10 protein-coding genes and 1 tRNA gene are annotated in these 14,266 nt (G+C 47.0%); all 11 read right to left on the bottom strand.

What is annotated here, in order from left to right:
* Window positions 1-80: 80 nt before the first annotated feature.
* Window positions 81-455, bottom strand: a complete 375-nt coding sequence (gene rpsL / locus K0H61_RS00740; protein WP_011715459.1) for a 30S ribosomal protein S12 — start codon at window positions 453-455, stop codon at window positions 81-83.
* A gap of 179 nt (window positions 456-634) precedes the next feature.
* Window positions 635-4,852, bottom strand: coding sequence for a DNA-directed RNA polymerase subunit beta' (rpoC, locus tag K0H61_RS00735; protein ID WP_220050897.1), 4,218 nt, complete (start codon window positions 4,850-4,852; stop codon window positions 635-637).
* Between the two features lie 83 nt (window positions 4,853-4,935).
* Window positions 4,936-8,973, bottom strand: a complete 4,038-nt coding sequence (gene rpoB / locus K0H61_RS00730) for a DNA-directed RNA polymerase subunit beta (protein ID WP_220050896.1) — start codon at window positions 8,971-8,973, stop codon at window positions 4,936-4,938.
* A 243-nt stretch (window positions 8,974-9,216) separates the two neighbouring features.
* Entirely contained in the window at window positions 9,217-9,588 is a 372-nt protein-coding gene (gene rplL / locus K0H61_RS00725; protein WP_220050895.1) for a 50S ribosomal protein L7/L12, read from the bottom strand.
* Window positions 9,589-9,642: 54 nt separating this feature from the next.
* Window positions 9,643-10,143, bottom strand: a complete 501-nt coding sequence (gene rplJ, locus K0H61_RS00720; protein ID WP_220050894.1) for a 50S ribosomal protein L10 — start codon at window positions 10,141-10,143, stop codon at window positions 9,643-9,645.
* A gap of 266 nt (window positions 10,144-10,409) precedes the next feature.
* Window positions 10,410-11,111, bottom strand: coding sequence for a 50S ribosomal protein L1 (rplA, locus tag K0H61_RS00715; protein WP_220050893.1), 702 nt, complete (start codon window positions 11,109-11,111; stop codon window positions 10,410-10,412).
* A 4-nt stretch (window positions 11,112-11,115) separates the two neighbouring features.
* Window positions 11,116-11,544, bottom strand: a complete 429-nt coding sequence (rplK, locus tag K0H61_RS00710) for a 50S ribosomal protein L11 (RefSeq protein ID WP_220050892.1) — start codon at window positions 11,542-11,544, stop codon at window positions 11,116-11,118.
* A 128-nt stretch (window positions 11,545-11,672) separates the two neighbouring features.
* Window positions 11,673-12,224, bottom strand: coding sequence for a transcription termination/antitermination protein NusG (gene nusG, locus K0H61_RS00705; RefSeq protein ID WP_220050891.1), 552 nt, complete (start codon window positions 12,222-12,224; stop codon window positions 11,673-11,675).
* Window positions 12,225-12,233: 9 nt separating this feature from the next.
* On the bottom strand, window positions 12,234-12,605 hold the full coding sequence (gene secE, locus K0H61_RS00700) for a preprotein translocase subunit SecE (RefSeq protein ID WP_220050890.1): 372 nt from the start codon (window positions 12,603-12,605) through the stop codon (window positions 12,234-12,236).
* A gap of 276 nt (window positions 12,606-12,881) precedes the next feature.
* The gene (gene tuf / locus K0H61_RS00695; protein WP_220050889.1) at window positions 12,882-14,066 is read right to left on the bottom strand and encodes an elongation factor Tu; all 1,185 of its coding nucleotides are present in this window, start codon (window positions 14,064-14,066) and stop codon (window positions 12,882-12,884) included.
* Window positions 14,067-14,182: 116 nt separating this feature from the next.
* A tRNA-Thr gene (locus tag K0H61_RS00690) sits at window positions 14,183-14,258 on the bottom strand.
* Window positions 14,259-14,266: the final 8 nt, after the last annotated feature.

Raw genomic sequence — 14,266 nt, 5'->3', positions numbered from 1 at the left:
CAATTCTCCGTATGCTTCAGGGATTTCCAAAACTGGAATTCTCAAAATAAAACTAGCTTGGCCTTACTTAACGGATTGCGTTAAGACTTAGGACGCTTAGCACCGTACTTAGAACGACCTTGGCGACGTGTGTTCACGCCAGCACAGTCAAGGGCGCCACGAACAGTGTGATAGCGAACACCAGGTAAGTCTTTAACACGACCACCACGGATTAAGATCACGCTGTGTTCCTGCAGGTTGTGGCCTTCACCGCCGATGTACGAAGTTACTTCGAAACCGTTAGTTAAGCGCACACGAGCTACTTTACGTAGTGCAGAGTTAGGTTTTTTAGGGGTGGTAGTGTACACACGTGTACAAACACCACGTTTTTGTGGGCACGCGTTTAACGCAGGCACGTTAGTCTTGTCGACTTTAGGTGCGCGCGGCTTACGTACCAACTGGTTTACAGTTGCCATGTATAGCTCCGAAACAGTTGAATCAAACTCAACGATAAGGTGTGAAAAATCTATATCCCACAATGGTGGGACGCGGAATTTTAGAAAGGTAAAGCCCGACTGTCAAGAAATAGCCAACTTTTGCCTCACATTCCAATAAAAAAGGCGCCCATGGCGCCTTTTTGTTACAAACTGATTACTTATTCTTCGCCACCGGCCAAGTTTAAGAGGTCTGCAAGGTTCTGTTCTGCTTCACTTGCAGTGATCTTATTCACTACAACTGGCTCGTCTTTCTTAGCACGGGCATCGTTACGGGTCTTGTGATACGCATAACCAGTACCGGCTGGGATCAGACGGCCAACGATTACGTTCTCTTTCAGACCACGTAAGTTATCAGACTTACCACCTACAGCAGCTTCAGTCAGTACGCGAGTCGTTTCTTGGAACGAGGCTGCAGAGATAAACGATTCTGTTGCCAGAGACGCTTTAGTAATACCCAACAGTTCACGTTCGAAGGTCGCAGGTACTTTGCCTTGCTCGATAAGTTCGCGGTTTGCGATCTTAACGCGAGACACTTCTACTTGCTCGCCTTCTAAGAACTCAGTGTCACCTGCAGAGGTGATCACGCACTTACGCAGCATTTGACGGATGATCACTTCGATATGCTTATCGTTGATCTTCACGCCCTGTAAGCGGTAAACGTCCTGAACTTCGTTCACGATGTAGTTGGCTACGTTGTGGATACCACGTAGACGCAGAATGTCGTGAGCCGCTTCTGGACCGTCAGCGATAACTTCACCACGTTCGACTTTTTCACCTTCGAACACGTTTAAGTTACGCCATTTCGGGATCATCTCTTCGTATTGATCGCCACCATCCGCTGGAGTAATTACCAGACGACGCTTGCCTTTAGTCTCTTTACCAAACGAGATGGTACCCGAGATTTCCGCCAGAATGGCTGGCTCTTTTGGCTTACGGGCTTCGAACAAGTCAGCAACACGTGGAAGACCACCGGTGATGTCGCGTGTTTTAGACGATTCTTGCGGAATACGTGCTAACGCGTCACCCACGTTGATTTGTGCATTGTCGTCGAGGTTAACGATCGCACTGCCTGGTAAGAAGTACTGTGCTGGCACTTCTGTACCTGGGATCATCAAGTCGCTACCATCAGCGCCAACAAGACGGATCATCGGGCGCATTTCTTTACCCGCTGAACCACGTTGACCTACGTCAAGGATCACAATTGATGACAGACCCGTCAGTTCGTCTGTTTGACGTGTCATAGTCACACCGTCAATCATGTCTACGAACTTGATACTACCCGCCACTTCAGAAATGATTGGGTGAGTATGTGGATCCCAGTTTGCGATAATTTCGCCAGATTCTACTGTTGCATCTTCCAGCTTCTCGAGCACAGTACCGTAAGGCACTTTATAACGCTCTTTCTCACGACCTAATTCGTCGATGATTGCCAGTTCTGATGAACGAGAAACGATAACTAGCTTACCGTCACTGTTAGTAACGTGTTTCGCGTTGTGCAATTTCAGCGAACCGGTGTTCTTCACTTGAACACTGTTTTCTGCAGATGCACGAGATGCCGCACCACCAATGTGGAATGTACGCATCGTTAACTGTGTACCTGGTTCACCGATTGATTGAGCCGCGACAACACCGATGGCTTCGCCGTGGTTAATCAGGTGACCACGGGCTAAGTCACGGCCATAACATGCCGCACACACACCGAAGTCGGTATCACAGGTAATTACTGAACGAACAATCACTTCGTCGATCGAGTTTTCTTCTAACTTGTCACACCATGCTTCATCGAGCAGCGTGTTACGTGGAGCCAGTACGTCTTCTGTACCTGGGTACAGAACGTCAACTGCAACCACACGACCCAGTACGCGTTCACGTAATGGCTCAACAACGTCACCACCTTCAATTAGCGGCTTCATTGTTAGACCTTCGTGGGTACCACAATCGTCTTCAATCACGACTAAATCTTGAGCAACGTCAACCAGACGACGAGTCAGGTAACCCGAGTTCGCTGTCTTCAATGCGGTATCGGCTAGACCTTTACGCGCACCGTGGGTTGAGATGAAGTACTGAAGTACGTTCAGACCTTCACGGAAGTTCGCCACGATTGGGGTTTCGATGATCGAACCGTCTGGCTTCGCCATCAGACCACGCATACCCGCTAACTGACGGATCTGTGCGGCACTACCACGAGCGCCCGAGTCGGCCATCATGTAAATGCTGTTGAACGAAGCTTGTTTCTCTTCAACGCCATCACGGTTAATCACTGTCTCTGTTGACAGGTTTTCCATCATCGCTTTAGAAACTTTTTCGTTCGCACTTGCCCAGATGTCGATAACTTTGTTGTAACGCTCACCCGCGGTTACCAGACCTGATTGGAACTGCTCTTGAATCTCGAGCACTTCTGCTTCAGCGTCAGCAACTAAGGTGTACTTCTCATCTGGAATAACCATGTCGTCAATACCGACAGAGGCACCAGAGATAGTCGCGAAACGGAAACCGGTGTACATCAGTTGGTCAGCGAAGATAACAGTATCTTTCAGACCTAATTGACGGTAACAAGTGTTCAACAGTTTAGAAATCTGCTTTTTGCCCATGTTCTGGTTAACCAGATCAAATGACAAACCTGCTGGCAGAATAAGTGACAGCAGAGCACGACCCACAGTTGTATCTACGATACGACGTTGTTCAGTACGTTCACCATCGTCACCAATAATGGTTTCAGTGATGCGTACTTTCACACGGGCATGCAGTTCAGCTGCGCCAGTTGCGTAAGCTTTTTCAACTTCAGCAACAGACATAAAGTACATACCTTCACCACGGCCGTTGATACGCTCACGGCTGGTGTAGTACAGACCTAATACCACGTCTTGAGACGGAGTGATTACTGGCTCGCCGTTCGCTGGTGACAGGATGTTGTTGGTAGACATCATCAGGGCACGGGCTTCAAGCTGCGCTTCCAGTGTTAACGGTACGTGTACCGCCATTTGGTCACCGTCGAAGTCGGCGTTGTATGCCGCACAAACGAGTGGGTGTAACTGGATTGCTTTACCTTCAATCAGTACGGGTTCGAAGGCTTGGATACCCAGTCTGTGAAGTGTTGGTGCACGGTTAAGCATCACTGGATGTTCGCGGATCACTTCATCCAGTACGTCCCAAACTTCCGCCACTTCACGCTCTACCATCTTCTTAGCAGCTTTGATGGTTGTCGCTAAGCCACGACCTTCCAGCTTGCCATAGATGAATGGCTTGAACAGTTCCAGTGCCATCTTCTTAGGAAGACCACATTGGTGCAGACGTAAAGTAGGACCTACGGTAATTACCGAACGACCTGAGTAGTCAACACGCTTACCTAACAAGTTCTGACGGAAACGACCTTGTTTACCTTTGATCATATCGGCCAAAGATTTCAGAGGACGTTTGTTAGAACCTGTGATAGCACGGCCACGACGACCGTTATCTAATAGCGCATCAACAGACTCTTGTAACATACGCTTTTCGTTGCGTACGATGATGTCCGGCGCAGCTAAATCTAACAGACGCTTCAAACGGTTGTTACGGTTGATCACGCGGCGATACAGATCGTTCAGATCTGAAGTCGCAAAGCGGCCGCCATCGAGCGGTACCAGCGGACGTAAGTCAGGTGGCAACACTGGCAGTACTTTTAAGATCATCCACTCTGGCTTGTTGCCAGAGGTGTAGAACGCTTCCATCAACTTCAGACGCTTGGTCACTTTCTTGCGACGGGTCTCAGAGTTGATTGATGGCAGCTCTTCACGCATTTGTTCGATTTCTTTTTCGAGATCGATTGCGCGCAGCAGTTCTAATACCGCTTCAGCACCCATCTTGGCTTCGAATTCGTCACCGTATTCTTCTAATGCGTCTAGATAGTTTTCTTCTGTCAGCATTTGGCCACGCTCAAGGCTGGTCATGCCAGGCTCGATCACGACGAAAGATTCAAAATACAGTACGCGCTCGATATCACGCAGCGTCATATCCAGCATTAAACCGATACGGGACGGCAGTGATTTCAAGAACCAAATGTGGGCAACTGGACTTGCCAGTTCGATGTGACCCATACGCTCACGACGTACTTTAGTCTGGGTAACTTCTACACCACACTTTTCACAGATCACACCACGGTGCTTCAAACGCTTGTACTTACCGCACAAACATTCGTAATCTTTGACTGGGCCAAAGATACGCGCACAGAACAGACCTTCACGCTCAGGCTTGAAGGTACGGTAGTTAATGGTTTCTGGCTTCTTAACTTCACCAAAAGACCAAGAACGGATCAGATCAGGCGATGCCAGACCAATTTTGATGCCGTTAAATTCTTCAGTCTTGCTTTGCTGTTTCAGAAACTTTAATAAGTCTTTCACGTTTCTCTCCTGAAGGAGTTAAACCGGGTGCTCCGCTCTCACGGAGCACCATTCTGTTGCCAAACGCGGCTAAATGCCTGCGCTTATTCTTGATCCAACTCGATATTAATACCGAGTGAACGGATCTCCTTCAGCAATACGTTGAAGGACTCTGGCATGCCAGGCTGCATCTGATGGTTACCGTCAACGATGTTCTTGTACATCTGAGTACGACCGTTAACGTCATCCGATTTAACAGTGAGCATTTCTTGAAGCGTATAAGCGGCACCGTATGCTTCTAGTGCCCACACTTCCATCTCACCGAAACGCTGACCACCGAACTGAGCTTTACCGCCCAGAGGTTGTTGAGTCACTAAGCTGTACGAACCGGTAGAACGGGCGTGCATCTTGTCGTCAACTAAGTGGTTCAGTTTGAGCATGTACATGTAACCTACAGTTACTGGACGCTCAAATTCGTTACCGGTACGACCATCAAATAATTTCAGCTGACCAGAGGTTGGCAAGCCTGCAAGCTCAAGCATCTGCTTGATCTCTTTTTCTTTAGCACCGTCGAATGCTGGCGTAGCAACAGGTAAACCACCTTTCAGGTTGTTCGCTAAGCGCAGTAACTCATCGTCAGAGAATGAATCGATGTCAACGCGCTGCTGCACTTCGTCACCTAATTCATAGACCTGCTTGATGTAGTCACGAACTTCAGCCAGTCCCTTCTCGCGCTGATCTTCCAGCATTGCAGCAATCTTGTTACCAATACCTTTAGCAGCAGCACCTAAGTGAACCTCAAGTACCTGACCAATGTTCATACGTGATGGAACACCTAGCGGGTTCAATACGATGTCTACTGGGTTACCTTGTTCGTCGTACGGCATGTCTTCGATTGGGTTAATCTTAGAGATAACACCCTTGTTACCGTGACGACCCGCCATCTTGTCACCAGGTTGGATAGTACGTTTAACCGCTAAGTAAACTTTAACGATCTTCAGTACGCCTGGCGCCAAGTCATCACCTTGGGTGATCTTGCGACGTTTAACTTCAAACTTCTTATCGAAGTCTGCTTTCAGCTCTTCATGCTGTTCAGCTAATTGCTCAAGCTCAGTTTGTTTTGCTTCGTCGTCAATTACTTGAACCAAAACATCTTTACGTGGCAATGCTGCGATTTGTGCTTCAGTGAAACCAGCGCCTAATAATAGGTTGCGTGCACGGCTCAATACGCCTTCTTCAAGGATCTTGAACTCTTCGCCTAAGTCTTTACGAGCTTGGGCAATGTGCATTTCTTCGATTTCAATGGCACGCTTGTCTTTCTCGACGCCGTCACGGGTAAATACCTGAACGTCGATGATGGTACCTTTAACAGAGTTAGGTACACGCAGTGAGCTGTCTTTAACATCAGACGCTTTCTCACCAAAGATGGCGCGTAATAACTTCTCTTCTGGTGTCAGTTGAGTCTCGCCTTTTGGCGTGACTTTACCAACCAGAATGTCGCCGCCCTTCACTTCTGCACCGATGTAAACGATACCTGACTCGTCGAGTTTCGACAGAGCAGACTCACCTACGTTTGGAATGTCAGCCGTGATTTCTTCGCTACCCAGCTTGGTATCACGAGCGATACAAGACAGCTCTTGAATGTGGATAGTGGTGAAACGGTCTTCTTGAGCAACACGCTCAGAAATTAAAATCGAGTCTTCGAAGTTGTAACCGTTCCAAGGCATGAACGCGATACGCATGTTCTGGCCAAGGGCTAAGTCACCTAAGTCAGTAGACGGACCGTCGGCTAACACGTCACCACGTACAACTGGCTCACCAACAGCGCAACATGGACGTTGGTTGATACAAGTGTTTTGGTTAGAACGGGTGTACTTAGTCAGGTTGTAAATGTCGATACCCGCTTCGCCTGGGCGCAGCTCGTCTTCATTTACTTTAACTACGATACGGCTTGCATCAACGTAATCGATCACACCGCCACGTTTAGCGGCAACTACTACGCCTGAGTCCACTGCTAGCGTACGCTCAATACCAGTACCGACCAGAGGCTTCTCTGACTTCAGTGTTGGTACCGCTTGACGTTGCATGTTCGCACCCATCAATGCACGGTTCGCGTCGTCGTGTTCTAAGAACGGGATCAGTGACGCAGCAACAGAAATAATCTGTTGTGGTGATACGTCCATGTATTGAATGTCAGACGCGCGCATAAAGGTAGATTCACCTTTGTGACGACATGCAATCTGTTCTTCAACCATGCGGCCTTGAGCATCAACTTCGATGTTCGCCTGTGCAATCACATAACGACCTTCTTCAATCGCTGACAAGTATTCCACTTCATCAGTGATCACACCGTCTACCACTTTGCGGTATGGGGTTTCTAAGAAGCCGTAAGAGTTAGTACGGGCAAAGCTTGCTAATGAGTTGATTAGACCAATGTTTGGACCTTCAGGGGTCTCAATTGGACATAAACGACCATAGTGAGTTGGGTGTACGTCGCGGACTTCGAAGCCTGCGCGTTCACGGGTCAAACCACCTGGGCCAAGAGCAGAAATACGACGCTTATGCGTTACTTCTGACAGCGGGTTGTTTTGATCCATGAATTGTGACAGCTGAGAAGAACCGAAGAATTCTTTGACTGCCGCAGAGATTGGCTTAGCGTTGATTAAGTCTTGTGGCATTAGCTCGTTCAGATCGCCTAATGACAGACGTTCACGCACGGCGCGCTCAACACGGACCAGACCAACACGGAATTGGTTTTCAGCCATTTCACCCACAGAACGGATACGACGGTTACCTAAGTGGTCGATATCGTCCACTTCGTCAAAGCCGTTACGGATGTGAATGATGTTCTTCATCACGGCAACGATGTCTTCTTTAGACAGTACGCCGCTACCTTCGTCATCAGGAATGCTCAGACGACGGTTGAACTTCATACGACCTACTTTAGACAGGTCATAACGTTCTTCGCTGAAGAATAAGTTTTGGAACAGGGCTTCTGCTGCATCTTTGGTTGGTGGCTCACCAGGACGCATCATACGGTAGATCTCAACTAACGCTTCTAAGCGGTTAGTGGTTGGATCGATACGCAGAGTGTCAGAGATGTAAGCACCGTGATCCAGCTCGTTAATATATAACGTGCTTAACTCTTTGATGCCGGCCAGTGATAACTTCGCTAAGTCTTCTAGGCTGATTTCACTGTTAGCAGAAACCAGAACTTCACCCGTATCCGGATCGATGTAATCTTGGGCAGCATATTTGCCCACGATGTATTCAACTGGCACTTCGAGTTCAGTGGTGTTGGTTTTTTCGAGTTGGCGAATATGGCGCGCAGTAACACGGCGGCCGGCTTCAACCAAAACAGTACCTTCAGCATCCTTGATGTCGTAGCTGGCGGTTTCGCCACGCAGACGCTCAGGTACTAAGGTCATTACCAGAGTATCTTTCTTGATCTTGAACTCTACGCGTTCGAAGAACAGGTCGAGGATCTCTTGAGTAGAGTACTCTAATGCACGCAGAATGATGGTCGCAGGTAATTTACGGCGACGGTCAATACGTACGAACAACGCATCTTTAGGGTCGAATTCAAAGTCTAACCATGAACCACGGTAAGGAATGATACGTGCGTTATAAAGCACTTTACCTGATGAGTGGGTTTTACCACGGTCGTGATCGAAGAATACGCCTGGGCTGCGGTGTAATTGAGATACGATTACACGCTCAGTACCGTTGATAACAAAAGTACCGTTATCAGTCATCAATGGGATATCACCCATGTAGACTTCTTGTTCTTTAATATCTTTTACAGTGCCGGCCGCTGCTTCACGATCATACAACACCATGCGTAATTTAACGCGCAGTGGAGCTGAATATGTAACACCACGGATCTGACACTCTTTCACATCAAAAACAGGCTCGCCAAGCTTATAGCTGACGTATTGCAGTTCTGAGTTACCAGAAAAGCTCTTGATGGGAAAAACGCTACGGAAGGCGGCTTCTAAGCCGCGCTCACCGGTAGGATCTTGATCGGTGAACTTCTTAAAAGAGTCTAACTGAATAGACAATAGGTAAGGGATATCCAACACCTGTGGACGCTTACCAAAGTCTTTGCGAATACGCTTCTTTTCAGAATAGGAGTAAACCATGGGTTTCCTCTGCTTGCGAGATGTGACCAAGACTGAACTAATGACGTAAGCCATTGAATTCAGCACGTTTGCCCATCACCGTTGATGGCAAGAACCTAACCAGTAATCTCTGCTAGGGACTGCAAAAATTGGCGATAAACGGTGAAAAAAAATCGCCGGCGCATATAGCGCAAAAAAGGCCGACGGTTAAAAAACCGCCAGCCCTCCACCCAAATGGCTTGGGTGAGTAAGCTAAATAATAGCTTACTTGATCTCTACTGTAGCACCAGCTTCAACCAGTTCTTTCTTCAGAGCTTCTGCTTCTTCTTTAGAAACAGCTTCTTTAACAGCTACTGGAGCAGCTTCAGCCATAGCTTTAGCTTCTTTCAGGCCTAAACCAGTTGCGCCACGGATTGCTTTAATAACAGCAACTTTGTTGTCGCCGTGAGCAGTCATCATAACTGTGAATTCTGTTTGCTCTTCAGCAGCAGCACCTGCATCAGCAGCACCGCCAGCAACTACTGCAGCAGCAGCAGAAACGCCGAACTTCTCTTCCATAGCTTCGATCAGTTCAACAACTTCCATTACAGACATAGCTGCAAAGGCTTCTAAGATTTGGTCTTTAGTGATAGACATAAGAAATATTTCCTATTGTTCTGAATTCAATTCTATTAAGCAGCCAGCTTGAAATTAAGCGGCTTCTTGTTTTTGATCGCGTAAAGCGGCCAGTGTACGAACGAACTTGCCAGCAGATGCTTCTTTCATAGTCATCATCAGCTGTGCCAGTGCTTCTTCGTAAGTTGGCAGTTTCGCCAAACGATCAATCTGAGCTGCAGGGATGAATTCCCCTTCAAAGGCAGCGCCTTTAACTTCGAACAGTGCTTGCTCTTTAGCGAAGTCTTTTAACAGACGAGCTGCGGCACCTGGGTGCTCGTTAGAGAAAGCAATCAAAGTTGGGCCAGTGAACGTTTCTGCTAGGCACTCAAAAGCAGTACCTTCAACAGCACGACGAGCCAGAGTGTTACGTACTACACGTACATAAACACCAGCTTCGCGAGCTTTTTTACGCAGAACAGTCATAGCACCTACAGTTACACCGCGAGAATCGGCGGCAACTGCAGAAAGCGCACCTTTGGCAGCTTCGTTGACTTCAGCAACAATCGCTTTTTTGTCTTCGAGTCTTAATGCCATTGGCTTTACTCCTGGATTCTACCTAGGGTATTCCCTAGTATTTACCATACTAAATACTTATGTATTTAGTCACTTACGGCGCAGATTATCCAGTTTAAAAAATTTAACTGGGGCCTGACACCGTCTACGCAGGAAATTAAGTAAACCATTAAGGAAAACACCTGCGGTCTTGGACGGAAGTCTGCTGTAAAACTGTTAAGTATTAAGCAACAGACTTCAACCCACAAAGTGCGCGCATTATAGTCTAATACGCGTACCTTGTAAAATTAGTTAGCTGTATCGAGAGTCGCTTGGTCGATAGCTACACCTGCACCCATAGTGGTAGAGATGCTAACTTTCTTCACGTATACACCTTTTGCAACTGCAGGCTTAGCCTTTTTCAGTGCAGATACTAACGCTTCCAAGTTTTCTTTCAATTGAACTGGTGTGAAATCCACTTTACCGATAGTAGTGTGGATAATACCGTTCTTGTCGTTACGGTAACGAACTTGACCAGCTTTAGCGTTTTTAACCGCTTCAGCAACGTTTGGTGTTACTGTGCCAGTTTTTGGGTTAGGCATTAAACCACGTGGGCCTAAGATTTGACCTAACATACCAACAACGCGCATTGCATCTGGAGATGCGATAACTACGTCGAAGTTCATTTCACCAGCTTTGATTTGCTCAGCCAGATCATCCATACCAACGAGTTCAGCACCAGCAGCTTTAGCAGCTTCAGCATTTGCACCTTGTGTAAATACTGCAACGCGAACTTCACGACCAGTACCGTGTGGTAATACAGTAGCACCACGAACGTTTTGGTCTGATTTACGTGGGTCGATACCCAGGTTAACAGCTACGTCAACGCTTTCAACGAACTTAGCAGTTGCTAATTCTTTTAACAGAGCAACAGCGTCATTGATTTCGTATAATTTAGTACCGTCAACTTTCTCGCGGATTACGCGCATGCGTTTAGTTAGTTTTGCCATTATATTAACCCTCTACAACCAAACCCATTGAACGCGCAGTACCTTCGATTGAGCGAGTCATCGCTTCAATATCAGCACCAGTCATATCAGCCGCTTTCAATTCAGCAATTTCTTGAATCTTAGCGCGAGCGATAGTACCTACTTTCTGAGTGTTAGGACGTGAAGAACCTGATTTCAGGCCTGCAGCAGTCTTCAGTAAGTAAGAAGCTGGCGGAGTCTTAGTTTCGAAAGTGAATGAACGGTCACTGTATACAGTGATCACGACTGGAATAGGCATGCCTTTTTCCATTTTTTCTGTACGGGCGTTAAACGCTTTACAGAATTCCATGATGTTCACACCTTTCTGACCCAGAGCTGGACCAACTGGTGGTGAAGGGTTCGCAGAACCTGATTTTACTTGTAGCTTAATATAAGCATCAATTTTCTTTGCCATCTGACATTTCCTCAGTTTGGGTTCAAACGCGCATCAGCGACATGCCGACGTGCTCCCCCGAAAACAACGGGTGCGGATTATATAGAAATCCGCACCCGTTGCCAAACGGATTTTTGTATTTAATTTAATCAGCCTTTTTCGACCTGATTAAAATCGAGCTCAACTGGTGTAGAACGACCGAAGATCATTACTGACACTTTTACTCGGCTCTTATCATAGTCCACCTCTTCAACGGTACCGTTGAAGTCAGCAAATGGACCATCACAAACACGCACCACTTCACCCGGTTCGAAAATAACACGGTGAGTAGGTGATGCTGTGGTTTCTTCTAAGCGACGCAAAATTGCATCTGCTTCTCTATCTGAAATTGGAGCAGGACGATCAGAAGTTCCGCCAATAAAGCCTAAAACACGCGGGATGCTTTTGACTAAGTGCCAGCTATCGTCGTTCATTTCCATCTGTACGAGAACATAACCAGGGAAAAACTTACGCTCGCTCTTGCGACGCTGGCCTGCACGCATTTCAACCACTTCTTCGGTCGGGACTAATACTTCGCCGAAGTATTGTTCCATGCCGTGCATCTTAATGTATTCAATCAGTGACTTACAAACTCGGCTCTCATAGCCTGAGAATGCCTGCACTACATACCATCTTTTTTTAGCTTCTTTAGCTTCAGTCATTCGAGGTGCCTATACGCCAGTGATAAAATTGACAATTCGCATTAACACAGCATCCAAACCCCATAAAATAAGGGCTAAGATACCTGTAGCAGCAAGGACAATAAAAGTGGTGTTAAGCGCTTCTTGACGTGTAGGCCATACAACCTTGCGCACTTCAATTTGCGACTCACGAGCAAAAGCTAATGCCTGTTTACCCTTTTCAGTCTGCAGGGCAATAAAACCAGCAATAGCGAATGCAACGATAACAGCCAGTGCACGTAGGACGACACTCGTCTCGCTATACATTTGATTGCCAATAACAGCAGCGGCCAGCAATAGGATCGCTAAACCCCACTTCACGATATCCAGAGAGTTATTCTGGTTTTCAGTATTTGTTGTCATCGGTTATTCCGTTACTCAATACGGCCTGAGCTTGAGCACTATATAAGGGACTAACGCCCCAGTTACTATACGCTTTTAATATTTCGCATTTCCGATACCCCTAGAAACGCAAATCGCATTCAGCTCAGGGTCAAAAATCGGCCATAGATTGTATTCTTATTCGACTTTGTAAGCAAGGATGCACAGCCATTGCAACCCATAAAAGCTCGCAAATAATCGACCTAAACAAAAAAGGAAGCCGAAGCTTCCTTTTTCAGGGTAACTTTAAATTCGCGATTAAGCGAAGATCTTAGCTACAACACCAGCACCTACTGTACGGCCACCTTCACGGATTGCGAAGCGTAAACCTTCGTCCATCGCGATTGGGCAGATCAGAGTGACTTTCATCTTGATGTTGTCGCCTGGCATTACCATCTCAACGCCTTCTGGCAGTTCGATAGTACCTGTCACGTCAGTTGTACGGAAGTAGAACTGTGGACGGTAGCCTTTGAAGAATGGCGTGTGACGACCACCTTCTTCTTTTGACAGAACGTAAACTTCTGATTCAAAAGTAGTGTGTGGGTTGATTGAACCTGGCTTAGACAGTACTTGACCACGTTCTACGTCATCACGTTTAGTACCACGTAAAAGGATACCACAGTTCTCACCTGCACGACCTTCGTCAAGCAGCTTACGGAACATTTCAACACCAGTACAGGTAGTCTTGGTTGTGTCGCGGATACCAACGATTTCTACTTCGTCACCAACACGTACAATACCACGCTCAACACGGCCAGTTACTACTGTACCACGGCCAGAGATTGAGAATACGTCTTCGATTGGCATCAGGAATGGCTTATCGATATCACGCTCTGGTTCTGGAATGTAAGTGTCCAGTGCTTCTGCTAATTCAATGATCTTAGCTTCCCACTCTGGCTCGCCTTCAAGAGCTTTCAGTGCAGAACCTTGGATAACTGGTAAGTCATCACCTGGGAAGTCGTATTCTGATAACAGTTCACGAACTTCCATTTCTACTAATTCTAACAGCTCAGCATCGTCAACCATGTCACATTTGTTCATGAATACGATGATGAATGGTACGCCTACTTGGCGAGACAGCAGGATGTGCTCACGAGTTTGTGGCATTGGACCGTCAGTAGAAGCAACTACCAGGATCGCGCCGTCCATCTGTGCAGCACCAGTGATCATGTTTTTAACATAGTCAGCGTGGCCTGGGCAGTCTACGTGTGCGTAGTGGCGAGTTGGTGTATCGTATTCGATGTGAGAGGTATTGATTGTAATACCACGCTCACGCTCTTCTGGAGCGTTGTCGATTTGAGAGAAGTCTTTAGCTTCACCACCGTAGGTCTTAGCCAGTACGTGAGAGATAGCTGCAGTCAGAGTGGTTTTACCATGGTCAACGTGACCGATGGTGCCCACGTTAACATGGGGCTTAGAACGTTCAAATTTAGCTTTAGCCATGGTATTGCCTCAATCCAAGAGTCTTGGTGATGAAAACATACATATAGAAAAAATCCGATGCATAAAAATGACATCGAACCGATTATTTTAGGTAATGGAGCTTATTTTAGAAAGGCTGGTGCTGATAGGCAGATTCGAACTGCCGACCTCACCCTTACCAAGGGTGTGCTCTACCAACTGAGCCATATCAGCAACTAATT

Source organism: Shewanella acanthi, assembly GCF_019457475.1.
Classification (GTDB): Bacteria; Pseudomonadota; Gammaproteobacteria; order Enterobacterales; family Shewanellaceae; genus Shewanella; species Shewanella acanthi.
Note: the sequence above shows the minus strand (reverse complement) of the source record. Positions and strands in the feature narration are given on the sequence as shown.